A 17,222-nucleotide genomic window follows, 5' to 3' on the forward strand; every position below is an offset into this window, starting at 1 on the left:
TTGAATGAGTTTGAAGAGATATTTTAGATAAGCTTTCCGAATTTTAAAATTTGCTTGGCGACCATAGCATTGTGGACCCACCTGATTCCATGCCGAACTCAGAAGTGAAACACAATAGCGCCGATGGTAGTGTGGGGTTTCCCCATGTGAGAGTAGGACATCGCCAGGCTTTAATTTCGACTTTGTCTACTAAGTAGACAAGTCACCATAGAATTCTAAGTTTTCTTAGTATTTTATGTTGACTTTCAAAGTGGAAAGCGTATTATACGCGTCCTGCTTACGTGCTAAAGCACTGAAAGCAAAGCTCTTTAACAATTTAAACCTATCAATCTGTGTGGGCACTCGTTGATGAATATCAAAACGTTATTACTTAGGTAGTAACAGTTACTTCGGTAACAAAATTGATTTCAATGAACTGAGTGACCAATACGAATAACCTCGGTTATTTGGCACAGTCAATTCATTATCATTCTGTTGGAATGGTAATAGCTTTAAAATTACACTCTTTATTTATAAAGAATAGTTTTGAAGTCAGTATTCGTTGAGTCACAAAATCTTAAATTGAAGAGTTTGATCATGGCTCAGATTGAACGCTGGCGGCAGGCCTAACACATGCAAGTCGAGCGGAAACGACACTAACAATCCTTCGGGTGCGTTAATGGACGTCGAGCGGCGGACGGGTGAGTAATGCCTAGGAAATTGCCTTGATGTGGGGGATAACCATTGGAAACGATGGCTAATACCGCATAATGCCTACGGGCCAAAGAGGGGGACCTTCGGGCCTCTCGCGTCAAGATATGCCTAGGTGGGATTAGCTAGTTGGTGAGGTAATGGCTCACCAAGGCGACGATCCCTAGCTGGTCTGAGAGGATGATCAGCCACACTGGAACTGAGACACGGTCCAGACTCCTACGGGAGGCAGCAGTGGGGAATATTGCACAATGGGCGAAAGCCTGATGCAGCCATGCCGCGTGTATGAAGAAGGCCTTCGGGTTGTAAAGTACTTTCAGTTGTGAGGAAGGGTGTGTAGTTAATAGCTGCGCATCTTGACGTTAGCAACAGAAGAAGCACCGGCTAACTCCGTGCCAGCAGCCGCGGTAATACGGAGGGTGCGAGCGTTAATCGGAATTACTGGGCGTAAAGCGCATGCAGGTGGTTCATTAAGTCAGATGTGAAAGCCCGGGGCTCAACCTCGGAACTGCATTTGAAACTGGTGAACTAGAGTGCTGTAGAGGGGGGTAGAATTTCAGGTGTAGCGGTGAAATGCGTAGAGATCTGAAGGAATACCAGTGGCGAAGGCGGCCCCCTGGACAGACACTGACACTCAGATGCGAAAGCGTGGGGAGCAAACAGGATTAGATACCCTGGTAGTCCACGCCGTAAACGATGTCTACTTGGAGGTTGTGGCCTTGAGCCGTGGCTTTCGGAGCTAACGCGTTAAGTAGACCGCCTGGGGAGTACGGTCGCAAGATTAAAACTCAAATGAATTGACGGGGGCCCGCACAAGCGGTGGAGCATGTGGTTTAATTCGATGCAACGCGAAGAACCTTACCTACTCTTGACATCCAGAGAAGCCAGCGGAGACGCAGGTGTGCCTTCGGGAGCTCTGAGACAGGTGCTGCATGGCTGTCGTCAGCTCGTGTTGTGAAATGTTGGGTTAAGTCCCGCAACGAGCGCAACCCTTATCCTTGTTTGCCAGCGAGTAATGTCGGGAACTCCAGGGAGACTGCCGGTGATAAACCGGAGGAAGGTGGGGACGACGTCAAGTCATCATGGCCCTTACGAGTAGGGCTACACACGTGCTACAATGGCGCATACAGAGGGCAGCAAGCTAGCGATAGTGAGCGAATCCCAAAAAGTGCGTCGTAGTCCGGATTGGAGTCTGCAACTCGACTCCATGAAGTCGGAATCGCTAGTAATCGTGAATCAGAATGTCACGGTGAATACGTTCCCGGGCCTTGTACACACCGCCCGTCACACCATGGGAGTGGGCTGCAAAAGAAGTGGGTAGTTTAACCTTTCGGGGAGGACGCTCACCACTTTGTGGTTCATGACTGGGGTGAAGTCGTAACAAGGTAGCCCTAGGGGAACCTGGGGCTGGATCACCTCCTTATACGAAGATACCACGATGAGTGTCCACACAGATTGATTAGGTTTAGAAAGTAAAAGAGACGATATTGGGTCTGTAGCTCAGCTGGTTAGAGCGCTCGCCTGATAAGCGGGAGGTCGGTGGTTCGAGTCCACTCAGACCCACCAATATCGACTAGAAACAAAGATGGGGCTATAGCTCAGCTGGGAGAGCGCCTGCCTTGCACGCAGGAGGTCTGCGGTTCGATCCCGCATAGCTCCACCATCTTTAAGTGTTTTTATCTGAAAATATTTAAAAATGGTTTCGAAAGAAATCTAGCTCTTTAACAATTTGGAAAGCTGACTGATTGATTTACTTACGAGTAATTCAATCAAATTTAAAAGTTCTCAATGTTTATCTTTCATTAGATAAACACAACAAACACATTCAAGTGTCTTGTATTCGAATCAAATTTATTTGATTCACAATTGAGTCCGGCAAACAGTCATCAAGAATTAACCCTTCTTGATGACAACCAAAAACCTTGGTTAGTTGCCATACGCTAAGACCCTTTCGGGTTGTATGGTTAAGTGACTAAGCGTACACGGTGGATGCCTTGGCAGTCAGAGGCGATGAAAGGCGTAATAACTTGCGATAAGCCCAGATTAGGTAGTAATAACCTTTTGAGTCTGGGATTCCTGAATGGGGAAACCCACTTGCATAAGCAAGTATCCTGTTGTGAATACATAGCAACAGGAGGCAAACCGGGGGAACTGAAACATCTAAGTACCCCGAGGAAGAGAAATCAACCGAGATTCCGAAAGTAGCGGCGAGCGAAATTGGATTAGCCCTTAAGCTTTTAATGATGCAGGTGAAGAGTCTGGAAAGTCTCGCAATAAAGGGTGATAGCCCCGTAACCGACACATCATAATCAGTGAAAACGAGTAGGGCGGGACACGTGATATCCTGTCTGAATATGGGGGGACCATCCTCCAAGGCTAAATACTACTGACTGACCGATAGTGAACCAGTACCGTGAGGGAAAGGCGAAAAGAACCCCTGTGAGGGGAGTGAAATAGAACCTGAAACCGTGTACGTACAAGCAGTAGGAGCACCTTCGTGGTGTGACTGCGTACCTTTTGTATAATGGGTCAGCGACTTAATTTTAGTAGCAAGGTTAACCGTTTAGGGGAGCCGTAGGGAAACCGAGTCTTAACTGGGCGTACAGTTGCTAGGATTAGACCCGAAACCAGGTGATCTAGCCATGGGCAGGTTGAAGGTTGAGTAACATCAACTGGAGGACCGAACCGACTAATGTTGAAAAATTAGCGGATGACTTGTGGCTAGGGGTGAAAGGCCAATCAAACCTGGAGATAGCTGGTTCTCCCCGAAAGCTATTTAGGTAGCGCCTCGGACGAATACTACTGGGGGTAGAGCACTGTTAAGGCTAGGGGGTCATCCCGACTTACCAACCCTTTGCAAACTCCGAATACCAGTAAGTACTATCCGGGAGACACACGGCGGGTGCTAACGTCCGTCGTGGAGAGGGAAACAACCCAGACCGCCAGCTAAGGTCCCAAAGTATAGCTAAGTGGGAAACGATGTGGGAAGGCTCAGACAGCCAGGATGTTGGCTTAGAAGCAGCCATCATTTAAAGAAAGCGTAATAGCTCACTGGTCGAGTCGGCCTGCGCGGAAGATGTAACGGGGCTAAGCTATACACCGAAGCTGCGGCTACGTACCTTAGGGTATGTGGGGTAGGGGAGCGTTCTGTAAGCCGTTGAAGGTGGTCTGTAAGGGCTGCTGGAGGTATCAGAAGTGCGAATGCTGACATGAGTAACGATAAAGGGAGTGAAAAACTCCCTCGCCGGAAGACCAAGGGTTCCTGTCCAACGTTAATCGGGGCAGGGTAAGTCGACTCCTAAGGCGAGGCCGAAAGGCGTAGTCGATGGGAAACGGGTTAATATTCCCGTACTTCTTACAATTGCGATGGGGGGACGGAGAAGGCTAGGTGGGCCTGGCGACGGTTGTCCAGGTTCAAGTACGTAGGCGGAAAGTTTAGGTAAATCCGGACTTTCATTAACGCTGAGATACGATGTCGAGCTACTACGGTAGTGAAGTCATTGATGCCATGCTTCCAGGAAAAGCCTCTAAGCTTCAGATTGTAAGGAATCGTACCCCAAACCGACACAGGTGGTCGGGTAGAGAATACCAAGGCGCTTGAGAGAACTCGGGTGAAGGAACTAGGCAAAATGGTACCGTAACTTCGGGAGAAGGTACGCTCTTATCAGTGAAGTCCCTTGCGGATGGAGCAGACGAGAGTCGCAGATACCAGGTGGCTGCAACTGTTTATTAAAAACACAGCACTGTGCAAAATCGTAAGATGACGTATACGGTGTGACGCCTGCCCGGTGCCGGAAGGTTAATTGATGGGGTTAGACTTCGGTCGAAGCTCTTGATCGAAGCCCCGGTAAACGGCGGCCGTAACTATAACGGTCCTAAGGTAGCGAAATTCCTTGTCGGGTAAGTTCCGACCTGCACGAATGGCGTAATGATGGCCACGCTGTCTCCACCCGAGACTCAGTGAAATTGAAATCGCTGTGAAGATGCAGTGTACCCGCGGCTAGACGGAAAGACCCCGTGAACCTTTACTACAGCTTGGCACTGAACATTGAACCTACATGTGTAGGATAGGTGGGAGACTATGAAACCGCGTCGCTAGATGTGGTGGAGTCGTCCTTGAAATACCACCCTTGTAGTTTTGATGTTCTAACGTTGGTCCCTGAATCGGGATTACGGACAGTGCCTGGTGGGTAGTTTGACTGGGGCGGTCTCCTCCCAAAGAGTAACGGAGGAGCACGAAGGTGGGCTAAACACGGTTGGACATCGTGTGGTTAGTGCAATGGCATAAGCCCGCTTGACTGCGAGAATGACAATTCGAGCAGGTGCGAAAGCAGGTCATAGTGATCCGGTGGTTCTGAATGGAAGGGCCATCGCTCAACGGATAAAAGGTACTCCGGGGATAACAGGCTGATACCGCCCAAGAGTTCATATCGACGGCGGTGTTTGGCACCTCGATGTCGGCTCATCACATCCTGGGGCTGAAGTCGGTCCCAAGGGTATGGCTGTTCGCCATTTAAAGTGGTACGCGAGCTGGGTTTAGAACGTCGTGAGACAGTTCGGTCCCTATCTGCCGTGGGCGTTGGAAAATTGAAAGGGGCTGCTCCTAGTACGAGAGGACCGGAGTGGACGAACCTCTGGTGTTCGGGTTGTCATGCCAATGGCATTGCCCGGTAGCTAAGTTCGGAATCGATAACCGCTGAAAGCATCTAAGCGGGAAGCGAGCCTTGAGATGAGTTTTCCCTGGCACTATAAGTGTCCTAAAGGGTTGTCGTAGACTACGACGTTGATAGGCAGGGTGTGTAAGTGCTGCGAGGCATTGAGCTAACCTGTACTAATTGCCCGTGAGGCTTAACCATACAACACCCAAGGGGTTTTGTGGACTCAAAGACAGACCTTGAATGAGTTTGAAGAGATATTTTAGATAAGCTTTCCGAATTTTAAAATTTGCTTGGCGACCATAGCATTGTGGACCCACCTGATTCCATGCCGAACTCAGAAGTGAAACACAATAGCGCCGATGGTAGTGTGGGGTTTCCCCATGTGAGAGTAGGACATCGCCAGGCTTTAAATTTAGAGAATCGTTTTTAACGATTTTCAATTTGCTGATATAGCTCAGCCCGGTAGAGCGCACCCTTGGTAAGGGTGAGGTCCCCAGTTCGAGTCTGGGTATCAGCACCATTATTTAGTTGATTTGATTCATCAAGTTAACAAAAGAATTTGTTTGACGACCATAGCATTGTGGACCCACCTGATTCCATGCCGAACTCAGAAGTGAAACATAATAGCGCCGATGGTAGTGTGGGGTTTCCCCATGTGAGAGTAGGACATCGTCAGGCTTAAATTGCATTATGCTGATAGACACTGCGGAGTGGTAGTTCAGTTGGTTAGAATACCGGCCTGTCACGCCGGGGGTCGCGGGTTCGAGTCCCGTCCACTCCGCCACTTATTAGAAAGCCTAGTCTTATGACTAGGCTTTCGTCGTTTCTGGATACGATAATTTTGTCTTCGAGCAACGAGTCCCGGTCGCTTGCGACCCCAAGCACTCCACCATTTATAAGAAGTCTCGCTAGAAATCGCGGGGCTTTTTGCATCTAATACCAATCCGGAAAATTAACTGATCAGGTTTATCCAATCCCTTCTGCTCATTTTTGTGACACGATCTTTGCACTCAAGAAATTCATTCCAAGCGCGACAAACCTTGGAAACAATGTCGTTATAATCAGTGAAACTTTGATTCGCTAGATAATGTTGTCGCAACCAACTCCAAACTTGCTCTATAGGGTTAAGCTCTGGCGAGTAGGGAGGAAGCTTAATAGTACTGACGTTATTAAACTCTCTCGCAATATCATCGGTATGCCAGCCTGCACCATCCATTATAACGACAGCATGACGTCCTTTTTCAGTAGCTTTAGATATCTGCTCTAAGTGATTTGTCATTATGTCCTTGTTAACCCAAGGAACCACTATGGCTTCGCCAATTCCTCTTTCAGGGCATACCGAACCAAACAAATAAGCGTATTCAAATTGCTGTTGTTTTACCACGCGAGGCCTCGTTCCACGAGTCGCCCAAAGACGTGTCGTTGTGTTCTGTTGGCCAAACCTAGCTTCGTCTTGAAACCAGACATCAACACTCTCTAGCCCAATATGGCCGGGGATCTTAAGGATCGTTTCTATTTTGAATTTTTTTAAAATCGTCTTGGATTTGCTGTGATTGTTTAGGGTGTTTGGAGCGAGAAGTTATCCAAGAGAAGCCCATGTGGTCGAGGAGATAATAGATAGAATTAGGGTGGTAGTATTTATCAAAGTTTTTCACGATGTAGTCATGTATATCGCTCCCGACAAGGCGCCCGCCTGAAGGGGACTCTGCTTCTTTCTTAATGAATGCACTGAGTTGTTTTCGTTGTTCTGCATTGAGGTATGCAGGTCTGCCTGTGCGAGGTTTTTCTTGAAGCCCTTCCAATCCTTCTTCAAGAAATACTTGAACCCATTTGTTTACACTAGTTCGACTGACTTTAAGGTATTTGGCAATTTGAGTGCGCGAGTGACCTTCTTTGAAGTGGGCAAGTGCTAGCAAGCGAACCTTCATTTGAATGGTTTTTTGTTGGCTTGCTAGCTTTTTAAAATCAGTATTATTAAGGCTATCCATGGCGATTTTCTGTAAGAGTTCGACGGCCTTAATTAGATCATATTTTTACTTTAATTGGTATTATTTATTAGAAAGTCTAACTCTACGATTAGAGTCTTTTTATTTGTATTTTCTACACCAGTTGTTATTTGAAACGAGCATGCGTTTCACAAACGCATATAGCTTTAAGCTTAGCACTCAAATACTCGAGCTATGCGACGTTGTAAGTCCGGTTAATGAGACTGTTCTGACTCAGCTGTATCCATTCAATATCGAAGTTATATAAGCCTTACAACTCATCCTATGTGCCCTGCGTTTGCAGATGTTTGCTTTATCAAGCGAGTGCACTTTAGTATTAGTTAACAGCCCTTCGTCTACGATACCTGACTTCTGTTTTTATCTGTGAATCTAGAGGGTACTTCTGATGTGTAATTAGGGATCGATCATGGATGTTTCTGCTAAGAGCGCTATAGCCTTTAATGAGGTGACTTCATCCTCTTGTTATGCATTAAGCTTAAACCACTCTTAATTGTATTGAGGACCCTGTTTGAAAAGTATCTCAAAGGGGAAGTGGATTATATTTCAGGTTGAAGGAGATAGTCGCTAGATTAAGGGCCCAAATTGGTGCCGGTGGGATACATATGCTAAGAAATAGAGAATTTCTCGTATTCGTGCAGTGATATTTATCATTCAATCAGATCGAGACTCTCTGGCTCTAGGCTCTTAGGAGATATTTACCGGTCTCTTTTCTACTCTGATATGTTTGTTGACTCGATATGAATTAGTTGTGTTGACCACTTTACTCTGAACATATTGATTTCTTGCTGGTTAGTTCAAGCTATGTTTTGGCTATTGCGACTAATATGAAGCTAGAAGGGCGTTATTGTTCGCTTTGTAAGAATAGACTCAAAAAAAATCATCGGGTGATATTTTAGCGATTATTTTAACAAATAGATAAAGCCTTAAAACCTAATGGGGCGAACTATGAAATTAAGCTTTAACTTTGAAGATGCCAGTCAGATCTTTGTAGGATCTTTTGCTTTGGCTGTTCCGATTTCTTTTTCCGAAGAAGCCTGGAAGTTAGGGGAGACTTTGCCTACTGCTAATCTGTTGCTGCTATTTTTATTATCAGCTGTGTTCTTAGGCTTTTATACTTATGAAAGTGTCTTTCAAAAAAATGTTGTTGCGCGCATGCCGGTGTTTATTTTCAGAATTGTTATTGCTTATGCTATGACGGCGTTGGTAGTTGCTTTGGTACTGACATGTTTGGATAAGTTGCCTCTATTAAGCGATCCAATAGTCTCGTTTAAACGTGTCGTTGTTATATCAATGCCCGCGTCTATGGGGGCTATTATAGTGGATAGTTTCGATAAAGAGTGAAACCGTATATCACCCAGGTTAAGTCATCAACAGAGCCATTCTAGCGCTTATTTGGTTCACTCTTAGATAACACAAGTAGCAAGCTCGCTAGAAAGGTTTCGACATGTCGTTGGGTGATTAAAGCTAAATCAAAAGAGTAAGGCCTAATTGTTTTACAAGAAAATTAAGACTGAGAGTTTCTGTACTGAATGAGCGATTAGAAAGGTGAGGGAGATGGAGGCACGCTAGGATCTTTAGATGCAAAAAAGCCGCATCAATGATGCGGCTTTCTTTAATTGGCTCCCCTTGCAAGACTTGAACTTGCGACATACGGATTAACAGTCCGCCGTTCTACCAACTGAACTAAAGGGGAATTGATTGTTTTATCTCTAATCAAGAGAATGGTGCCGACTACCGGAATCGAACTGGTGACCTACTGATTACAAGTCAGTTGCTCTACCTACTGAGCTAAGTCGGCATCATGTATCAAGAAGCTTACGCTTAATGATTAACTTGGCTCCCCTTGCAAGACTTGAACTTGCGACATACGGATTAACAGTCCGCCGTTCTACCAACTGAACTAAAGGGGAATTATTCTTAAAGCTTTAAAGAAATGGTGCCGACTACCGGAGTCGAACTGGTGACCTACTGATTACAAGTCAGTTGCTCTACCTACTGAGCTAAGTCGGCACATGATATTTCTTTGTGCTTTACTGTTGTTGTCTAAGACACCAACAAATAAATTGTGGTGCCCGGAGGCGGAATCGAACCACCGACACGAGGATTTTCAATCCTCTGCTCTACCGACTGAGCTATCCGGGCGACGAGGTGTATTAAACGTGTTTTCGCGTTCTGGGTCAACATTAAATTGCAAAAAAAGTATTGTTTGATGTTTTTCTATACTTAGTGGGGTGTTTTTGTTCGTTTGGGCTGAAAAGCCTAGGTCTAGCATGCTCTAAAAGATAGTAAAACAACGGTTAACTACACTGAATGGGCGTCGAAATAAAAAAAAGCACGTATGAAAACGTGCTTTTATATTTAAGAATTTTGCTGAGAGTTTAGTGTTTTACTTCAAACCTATTTACCCAAGTCTCTAATTCGTTAGAAAGAGAAGCTAGAGTTTGAGTGCTGTTATGGCTTTCTGTTACGACATCGCTCAATTGGTTACCACTTTCTTCGATCATATTGATACGCTTCGATATATCATCGCTCACCTGAGTCTGCTCAGCAGCTGCTGTTGCGATTTGATGGCTCATTGATGATATAGACTCTAATGCAATAACAATCTGTTGTAGCGCTTCAGAGGCATTCTGAGACTCTGTCACAGTACTTTCACTCGTCTCTGCACACACATTCATTGTTTGAATGGCGTTACGGGAGCCTTCTTGAAGGTTATTGATCATTAACTGAATCTCTTTGGTGCTCGATTGCGTTCGACCGGCAAGATTACGTACTTCATCCGCCACTACTGCAAATCCACGGCCTTGTTCACCAGCACGTGCAGCCTCAATAGCAGCGTTAAGTGCTAACAGGTTAGTTTGCTCTGCGATATCCCCTATAACGTCCAGTACCTTTACAATATTGTTTACGTCGTTATCTAGGTTAGCGACAGCTTCACTCGCAGTACCTAACTGTCCAGCTAGGCCTTGAATATTGTCTACTGTGTTGTTAATTAGGTGCTGAGTATGTTGGCTCTGCTTATCGGCCTCATCGGTGTTACGAGCAGTATCGCTAGCTGAATCTGCAACATTATTTGCTGAAGACGCCATCTCTGTCATTGCCGTCGCGATCATTTCAGTTGACTGTTGCTGAGTTTCAGTAAGTTGAGCGATAGAACCTGCGCGATCTTCCACGCGCTGTAATTCGCCTCTCAACGCTAGCATTGAAGAGTTAAGGTTTGAGACTAACTCTGCCAGTGATTGACTCATTTGTTGTACAGCGTGATAGATACTGCCTTGCTCAGCTTGAGTATCAAATGATGTTTGGATTTTTCCTTCTGCGACAGCTTGTACTGCTTCTCTTACGTCTTTGGGTTCACCGCCAAGTAGCGATAGCATACGTTTAATTGAGATAATCAAGCTTGAAAGAATGACACCAGCAATAACCAAACATAAAATCAGTTGCCATTGTGCTGTTGACCAAAACCTTGCGTTGACTTCATTGGATCCAATACCTGTACCTACAACCCAACCCCAATGAGGTGTTTTTTCTGCGATGGACAGTTTTTCTTCAATACTTCCGTCAGGTAGTTTTTGTGTCCAGGTGTACTCGACTATTTGTCCTGTTCTATTGCCAAGTACTCGCTGAATAAGTTGGCCTACGCTATTTCCATCACCATCTTTAAAATCATTAAAGCTGGTTCCGTGTAGTTGCGGATCTAAAGGTGTTGCGACAAATGTCATATCTTCATCAGCAACGTATACATATTCATTGTCTTTATAGATGTTGTTACGTAGCAGGCGGGTGGCAAGTTGTTTGGCTTGTTGCTCTTCTAGAGTGCCATCAATAGCCATTTTTTCGACTTCAGTAAGAGTGCTGTATGCACTTTTAAATAGCTCTGTCACGCGAGCTTTGTTGTCTATGTTGCTGGCAACTCTTAAGGTCCATAAACCCGTAGCCGTAAGTGCGAGCAGGGCAATCAAAATGATTCCCGATAATAAATAAGCTTGCGTTTTTAATTTCATATTTCCCCGTGCAGCGATCTAATAATAAGTATGGTGTATCATTCACGAATCTTAAGCTAAGTCGTGTAGTGCAGGTATCAGAAAGGTATCAAAACATGATGAAGATTAAATTTACGAAGAAAAAAAAGTCCCTAAAAGAACATTTTTTCGCTGTTAAGTGAATAAACAGAAGAAAGAGTAATTACTCTATTGAGGGTGGTGGACGTAGTCTATTTACTCGAAGATCATCAAGGTTTAATGTTGGGTTGATGTGTTATTGAATGGCGTTAACTTTTATTCAAACGAAAAAAAGCCAAGTCTCTCGACTTGGCCTTTTTGAATGTGGCTCCCCTTGCAAGACTTGAACTTGCGACATACGGATTAACAGTCCGCCGTTCTACCAACTGAACTAAAGGGGAATTACTTGTCTTAACATCAGGTCTATGAAGACCATCATTTGTTAAGTACCAAATAATGGTGCCTCGAGGCGGAATCGAACCACCGACACGCGGATTTTCAATCCGCTGCTCTACCGACTGAGCTATCGAGGCAAAAGAATGGTGCCGACTACCGGAGTCGAACTGGTGACCTACTGATTACAAGTCAGTTGCTCTACCTACTGAGCTAAGTCGGCACACTAAATTCTTTGCTTTTAAAGAGTAAACTCTCTAGTTAAAACCTCATATAAAATGAAGTTCTTTAAAATGGCTCCCCTTGCAAGACTTGAACTTGCGACATACGGATTAACAGTCCGCCGTTCTACCAACTGAACTAAAGGGGAATTACTTGTCTCAACATCAGGTCTATAAAGACCATTATTTGTTAAGTACCAAATAATGGTGCCTCGAGGCGGAATCGAACCACCGACACGCGGATTTTCAATCCGCTGCTCTACCGACTGAGCTATCGAGGCAAAAGAATGGTGCCGACTACCGGAGTCGAACTGGTGACCTACTGATTACAAGTCAGTTGCTCTACCTACTGAGCTAAGTCGGCACACTAAATTCTTTATGCTTTTGTCCGTGTTGCTACTCCCTGTTAAAGAGTGTTGACACCAACAAATCAAATTGTGGTGCCCGGAGGCGGAATCGAACCACCGACACGAGGATTTTCAATCCTCTGCTCTACCGACTGAGCTATCCGGGCAACGGAGCGCTATTAAACGGATTTTCTGCATAACCGTCAACACCTTTTTTGAAAATAACTAAAAAAAACGTTCGTTAGTTGTTTTTTTATTCAAAAGTGAGGCTTACGTTTTACCTTGGTTAAAATCTTTCTTGAATTTTGTTACTTTCTCTAAGTATCGGCGCGACTCTTTATTGGGATGTTTCTTTGTTAGTGCCCAGTAAGCTTGACTCGGTTGCAATGAATTTAAGTCACGCATTGCTCGCTTTCTATCCTTACTGAAAGTATTGAGCACGCCACCAGTGCCGCCGTTGTATGCAGAGATCATACTGTACTCAAGCGTGGTTGGGTGTTTTACGTCTTTTAAATAACGATTTTTAAGGATGTAAAAGTATGCGGTGCCTGCATCAATGTTGTTTTCTGGATTGAATAAGTACTCAGGACTTGGTTCTCCAGGTTTCTTTTTAACGAGCTTAAAGACATCTCGTCCAGCGGTTTTAGGTACCACCTGCATAAGACCATAAGCATTTGCCCAACTCACCGCGTAAGGATTGAAGCTGCTTTCTGTCTTGATGATTGCATAGATCAAGTCTTCAGGGATGTCATAGCGTTGAGATGCTCGTTGTACTATGTCGGCATACTTATAACTACGTTTGCTCGCATGATCTGCCACCATTGGGATTTCGACGTAGTAGGCTTTTTTAAAGTCTACCTCTTTGGTTTTTAGGTTATTGGCGATCAGGTAATCTGCGAATTTGTTAGCACGCCATGTCCATTGGATGGGCTTTTTCTCTTGGTCTACGACTTGGTTGTAGAGGAAAGGTTGACCTTCTAGCTTTATGCTTTTGGACGAAAATAGATCGACATGAGCTGGATCATCGGGTGTCAGGAGCGTCGTCATGATCGCATTTTTGAGGTGCTTTTTAGGATCTGTTAAGGAGATGGTTTCTACCGTTATGATACCTTGACTGAAGTTAACTTCTGAACGGCTTAGATAATTGTCTATGTATTTCACATAGTTACTCTTACCTGCCATCTTTACTTCACTGCTGCCCCAGCGCTTTTGGATATTGCCTGAAAAGCTACTAATCAAAGCATCCAACGCCCCAGTATCTTTTTCAAATTGCCCCGGTAGTTCTGCCAAATTACTTACAAACCGGTTGGTTGGTTCGTAGTTAACATCATAAATGCTTTCGACAAATTCACGACTGCACCCTGTTAACAACATGGCTGTTAGGAAGTAACTTAGCTTTTTCATAGTTCCTCATACAAAAATGACATCGCGGCGTAAACCATGATGTCATTAAAATTTATTTAAATAAATGTCTTATTCGCTAGGCGGGGTATAGCCATCAATAACGACATCTTTACCTTCGAAAAGGAAGTTAACCATCTCAGTTTCAAGAAGTTTACGATGCTCAGGATCCATCATGTTCAGCTTCTTTTCATTGATAAGCATGGTTTGCTTACTTTGCCATTGTCCCCAAGCTTCTTTAGATACGTTGTCAAAGATACGCTTACCTAGGTCACCCGGGTAAAGTTGAAAATCTAGGCCTTCAGCATCTTTTTGAAGGCGAGCACAAAATACAGTGCGGCTCATAGTGGTTCCTCTTATCGCGTTCGTTGATTCAAACGTCGTTCAGTTCAAAGGGTAGGCTCTCAATAAGCTGCTTTACAGGAGCGGCTAGGCCAATTTCTTCCGGTTTTGATAAGTTATACCAGAGACCTTTAGTCCCTTCCATTATCAAATCTGGTTGTTTATCTAATTTTACTAATACAGGCGTGATATCTAAGTGGTAGTGGCTGAAAGTATGTCGAAACGCAATCATGGTCTTGATCGAATCGGTTTCATTGTCTTTGATCGAACGAAGGTCTAACTGATGTTCGATCTCTGCGTTTTCATTTTGAGGAAAACAGAATAGTCCTCCCCAGATACCAGATTGAGGGCGTTGTTCGAGCCATACTTGATTGTTGTGGTACAGAATCACAAACCATGTTTCTTTTATCGGTTTTTCTTTCTTAGGCTTCTTGCCAGGGAAATCGAGTTGTCTATCGAGCTTCTTAGCTTCACACATGCTTTCAATCGGGCATAAGGTACATTTAGGCTTGCTACGAGTACAAACCATCGCACCCATGTCCATCATGGCTTGATTGTACTTATCAACATCTTGATTGGGAGTGTGTGCTTCTGCGTGCTCCCACAGTTGGTTCTCGACTTTCTTTTGCCCCGGCCAACCTTCTACTGCAAAGCTTCTCGCTAAGGTGCGTTTGACGTTGCCATCAAGAATCGCATGAGGGAGTTTATGTACAGAAGACAGCACTGCTGCGGCAGTTGAGCGCCCAATACCTGGTAGTGCGTTCATTTCTTCGATAGAAAGCGGAAACTCACCACCGTATTGCTCGGCAACAATCTTGGCAGCTTTGTGCAAGTTACGAGCTCGCGCGTAATAGCCAAGCCCTGTCCATAAGTGCAGCACCTCATCTTGTTCGGCGTTCGCTAGGTCAATAACCGTTGGAAAGCGTTCTAAAAAGCGCTGGTAGTATGGAATCACCGTGGCCACTTGAGTCTGCTGAAGCATGATTTCAGATAGCCAAACGGTGTAGGCGGTTTTGTTTTGTTGCCATGGTAATTCTTTACGCCCAAAGGCGTCATACCACTTTAATATGGCGGTTGCGAAAGGAGTCACGACATGCTCTATGCTTTGCTATTATTAGGAGTGAAATTGCACCACACTTACGGTTGGATGTAAAACAGACAAATTGTGTGGGAATTTATCCACGGAAAGACTTGCACCGGAGGCAATTCTTTGGATAATCCCCGCTTTGATTAATCAATGTGCAGGCAAAAATCAATGAGTGAAGTGACCACTAACGAATATACTGAAGACGGTAAACTGGTTCGTAAGATCCGTAGTTTTGTTCGCCGCGAAGGCCGCTTAACAAAAGGCCAAGAAAACGCGATGAACGAATGTTGGCCAACAATGGGTATCGACTACAACCCAGAACTTCTTAATTGGAAAGAAGTGTTTGGCAACGACAACCCTGTTGTACTAGAAATTGGCTTCGGTATGGGTGCATCACTGGTTGAAATGGCAAAGAATGCGCCTGAGAAAAACTTCTTAGGTATTGAAGTTCACAGCCCAGGTGTTGGTGCGTGTTTAGGTACAGCTCGCGATGCTGGCGTAACTAACCTGCGTGTAATGTGTCACGATGCAGTAGAAGTATTTGAACACATGATCCCAGACAGCAGCCTGCATACACTGCAACTGTTCTTCCCTGACCCATGGCATAAAGCTCGTCACCACAAACGTCGTATCGTTAAGGCTGAGTTTGCAGAGATGGTTCGCGGTAAGCTGCAACTTGATACTGGTATTTTCCACATGGCAACAGACTGGGAAAACTACGCAGAACATATGATTGAAGTGATGAACGTAGCTCCAGGTTTCGAGAATATCGCTGAAGATGGTGATTACATCCCTCGTCCGGATGAGCGCCCGCTAACTAAGTTTGAAGCTCGTGGCCACCGTTTAGGTCATGGTGTTTGGGACATTAAGTTCAAGCGTACTAAGTAATTCTGAATCAAATTAAGTGAAGGTGAATCCGACTTAGGATTAACCCCTACACTTTATGGGATTGATAAAAGCCAACATTATTGTAGTGTTGGCTTTTTTGTCCTTAGGCTTTTATTGCGATAAAGGTTTAAGGACAGAAAGTAATGTCGTACCCCCTACAAAAATAACAATAAAGAAGTAAGCACACATGAAACCAACTCAAGCTATTTTGGCCGAGATTTTAGATGAAGTTCGCCCTTTAATTGGTCAGGGAAAGGTCGCTGATTATATTCCTGCATTGGCTCGTGTATCGAACCAGAAATTGGCGATTGCGGTATACACCAATGAAGGTGAAGTCATTCAAGCTGGCGATGCTGATGAAGCCTTTTCCGTGCAATCAATCTCTAAAGCTTTAAGCCTGACGTTGGCGATGGTGTTGTATAAGCCGGAAGAAATTTGGCAACGCGTTGGAAAGGAGCCTTCAGGACAAGCCTTTAACTCGATGATTCAGCTTGAGATGGAACACGGCATCCCTCGTAACCCGTTTATTAATGCTGGCGCGATTGTCGTTGCTGACTTATTACAAAGCCGTCTATCAGCACCAAGACACCGTTTATTAGAATTTGTCCGTCAGCTATCAGGTGATACACATATCGTGTATGACAAGGTTGTGGCAGCTTCTGAGATGATGCACAGCGATCGTAATGCTGCTATCGCTTATTTGATGCGTTCATTTGGTAATTTTGAGAACGATGTTATCCCCGTACTCAACAATTACTTTCATGCTTGTGCGCTTAAAATGACCTGTGTGGATTTGGCGAAGACCTTTAGCTATTTGGCAAACAAAGGTGTGTCAGTTCAGACCAAGAAAGAGATCATCACGCCAGTTCAAACCAAACAGCTGAATGCTTTACTTGCGACATGTGGTTTGTACGATGGGGCGGGAGAGTTTGCATATCGTGTTGGTATGCCAGGAAAGTCTGGTGTCGGTGGCGGGATTATTGCGATTGTTCCTGGCGAAATGACGATCGCGGTGTGGTCTCCAGAACTGGACGCATCGGGTAATTCACTGGCGGGAACTCAGGCGCTAGAGTTGCTTTCAGAGCGAATTGGTCGTTCTATTTTCTAAGTTCTAAGTTCTAAGTTCTAAGTCCTAAGTTCTAAGTCCGACAAAAAAGCCTCTCGTGATGAGAGGCTTTTTGCATTCTA

Annotated in this window: 8 protein-coding genes, 16 tRNA genes and 5 rRNA genes; 12 read left to right on the forward strand and 17 right to left on the reverse strand. The window is 44.8% G+C overall.

Annotated elements, in window-relative coordinates; genetic code table 11:
- Positions 1-53 precede the first annotated feature (53 nt).
- The 9 genes from rrf (OCV44_RS02020) to OCV44_RS02060 all read left to right on the forward strand — a co-directional run bounded on the left by rrf (OCV44_RS02020) (position 54) and on the right by OCV44_RS02060 (position 6,132).
- A 5S ribosomal RNA gene (gene rrf, locus OCV44_RS02020) occupies positions 54-169 on the forward strand.
- 389 nt (positions 170-558) lie between these two features.
- Positions 559-2,113 (forward strand): 16S ribosomal RNA (locus tag OCV44_RS02025).
- A 66-nt stretch (positions 2,114-2,179) separates the two neighbouring features.
- Positions 2,180-2,256 (forward strand) — tRNA-Ile (locus OCV44_RS02030).
- A gap of 21 nt (positions 2,257-2,277) precedes the next feature.
- Positions 2,278-2,353, forward strand: a tRNA-Ala gene (locus tag OCV44_RS02035).
- A gap of 299 nt (positions 2,354-2,652) precedes the next feature.
- Positions 2,653-5,546: ribosomal RNA gene (locus tag OCV44_RS02040) — 23S ribosomal RNA — on the forward strand.
- Positions 5,547-5,637: 91 nt separating this feature from the next.
- A 5S ribosomal RNA gene (gene rrf / locus OCV44_RS02045) occupies positions 5,638-5,753 on the forward strand.
- Between the two features lie 38 nt (positions 5,754-5,791).
- Positions 5,792-5,868: transfer RNA gene (locus OCV44_RS02050), tRNA-Thr, on the forward strand.
- A gap of 42 nt (positions 5,869-5,910) precedes the next feature.
- Positions 5,911-6,026, forward strand: a 5S ribosomal RNA gene (rrf, locus tag OCV44_RS02055).
- Together the 16S, 23S and 5S rRNA genes with 4 tRNA genes alongside form the textbook arrangement of a ribosomal RNA operon.
- 29 nt (positions 6,027-6,055) lie before the next feature.
- A tRNA-Asp gene (locus OCV44_RS02060) sits at positions 6,056-6,132 on the forward strand.
- 168 nt (positions 6,133-6,300) lie between these two features.
- On the opposite strand, the gene OCV44_RS02065 is transcribed toward OCV44_RS02060, so the two are convergent.
- Positions 6,301-7,336, reverse strand: a protein-coding gene (locus OCV44_RS02065; RefSeq protein ID WP_157665725.1) for an IS630 family transposase whose coding sequence is annotated in 2 segments (ribosomal slippage) — positions 6,301-6,876 and positions 6,878-7,336 — 1,035 coding nt in all. Because the reading frame shifts where the segments join, the coding sequence is not laid out codon by codon here.
- 963 nt (positions 7,337-8,299) lie between these two features.
- On the opposite strand from OCV44_RS02065, the gene OCV44_RS02070 reads away from it, so the two are divergent.
- A complete protein-coding gene (locus tag OCV44_RS02070; RefSeq protein ID WP_139686282.1) occupies positions 8,300-8,695 on the forward strand; it encodes a DUF2391 family protein in 396 nt (131 codons plus the stop codon).
- A gap of 276 nt (positions 8,696-8,971) precedes the next feature.
- Here OCV44_RS02070 and OCV44_RS02075 read toward each other — a convergent pair.
- The 16 genes from OCV44_RS02075 to mutY all read right to left on the reverse strand — a co-directional run bounded on the left by OCV44_RS02075 (position 8,972) and on the right by mutY (position 15,149).
- Positions 8,972-9,047, reverse strand: a tRNA-Asn gene (locus tag OCV44_RS02075).
- 29 nt (positions 9,048-9,076) lie between these two features.
- Positions 9,077-9,152, reverse strand: a tRNA-Thr gene (locus OCV44_RS02080).
- Positions 9,153-9,188: 36 nt separating this feature from the next.
- Positions 9,189-9,264 (reverse strand) — tRNA-Asn (locus OCV44_RS02085).
- 24 nt (positions 9,265-9,288) lie between these two features.
- Positions 9,289-9,364, reverse strand: a tRNA-Thr gene (locus tag OCV44_RS02090).
- Between the two features lie 56 nt (positions 9,365-9,420).
- Positions 9,421-9,496 (reverse strand) — tRNA-Phe (locus tag OCV44_RS02095).
- Between the two features lie 236 nt (positions 9,497-9,732).
- The gene (locus OCV44_RS02100) at positions 9,733-11,358 is read right to left on the reverse strand and encodes a methyl-accepting chemotaxis protein (RefSeq protein WP_139686281.1); all 1,626 of its coding nucleotides are present in this window, start codon (positions 11,356-11,358) and stop codon (positions 9,733-9,735) included.
- A 322-nt stretch (positions 11,359-11,680) separates the two neighbouring features.
- Positions 11,681-11,756, reverse strand: a tRNA-Asn gene (locus OCV44_RS02105).
- Between the two features lie 56 nt (positions 11,757-11,812).
- A tRNA-Phe gene (locus OCV44_RS02110) sits at positions 11,813-11,888 on the reverse strand.
- 7 nt (positions 11,889-11,895) lie between these two features.
- Positions 11,896-11,971, reverse strand: a tRNA-Thr gene (locus OCV44_RS02115).
- A 71-nt stretch (positions 11,972-12,042) separates the two neighbouring features.
- A tRNA-Asn gene (locus OCV44_RS02120) sits at positions 12,043-12,118 on the reverse strand.
- A 56-nt stretch (positions 12,119-12,174) separates the two neighbouring features.
- A tRNA-Phe gene (locus OCV44_RS02125) sits at positions 12,175-12,250 on the reverse strand.
- Between the two features lie 7 nt (positions 12,251-12,257).
- Positions 12,258-12,333, reverse strand: a tRNA-Thr gene (locus OCV44_RS02130).
- A 74-nt stretch (positions 12,334-12,407) separates the two neighbouring features.
- Positions 12,408-12,483, reverse strand: a tRNA-Phe gene (locus OCV44_RS02135).
- A gap of 103 nt (positions 12,484-12,586) precedes the next feature.
- Positions 12,587-13,720, reverse strand: coding sequence for a membrane-bound lytic murein transglycosylase MltC (mltC, locus tag OCV44_RS02140; RefSeq protein WP_017097514.1), 1,134 nt, complete (start codon positions 13,718-13,720; stop codon positions 12,587-12,589).
- 69 nt (positions 13,721-13,789) lie between these two features.
- A complete protein-coding gene (locus OCV44_RS02145) occupies positions 13,790-14,062 on the reverse strand; it encodes an oxidative damage protection protein (RefSeq protein WP_010435637.1) in 273 nt (90 codons plus the stop codon).
- Between the two features lie 28 nt (positions 14,063-14,090).
- On the reverse strand, positions 14,091-15,149 hold the full coding sequence (gene mutY / locus OCV44_RS02150; protein WP_139686011.1) for an A/G-specific adenine glycosylase: 1,059 nt from the start codon (positions 15,147-15,149) through the stop codon (positions 14,091-14,093).
- Positions 15,150-15,314: 165 nt separating this feature from the next.
- Here mutY and trmB point away from each other — a divergent pair, with 165 nt between their 5' ends.
- Positions 15,315-16,034, forward strand: coding sequence for a tRNA (guanosine(46)-N7)-methyltransferase TrmB (gene trmB, locus OCV44_RS02155; protein WP_004735468.1), 720 nt, complete (start codon positions 15,315-15,317; stop codon positions 16,032-16,034).
- A 187-nt stretch (positions 16,035-16,221) separates the two neighbouring features.
- On the forward strand, positions 16,222-17,142 hold the full coding sequence (gene glsB / locus OCV44_RS02160) for a glutaminase B (protein WP_009847707.1): 921 nt from the start codon (positions 16,222-16,224) through the stop codon (positions 17,140-17,142).
- Positions 17,143-17,222: the final 80 nt, after the last annotated feature.

This window comes from Vibrio tasmaniensis, from assembly GCF_024347635.1.
GTDB lineage: Bacteria > Pseudomonadota > Gammaproteobacteria > Enterobacterales > Vibrionaceae > Vibrio > Vibrio tasmaniensis.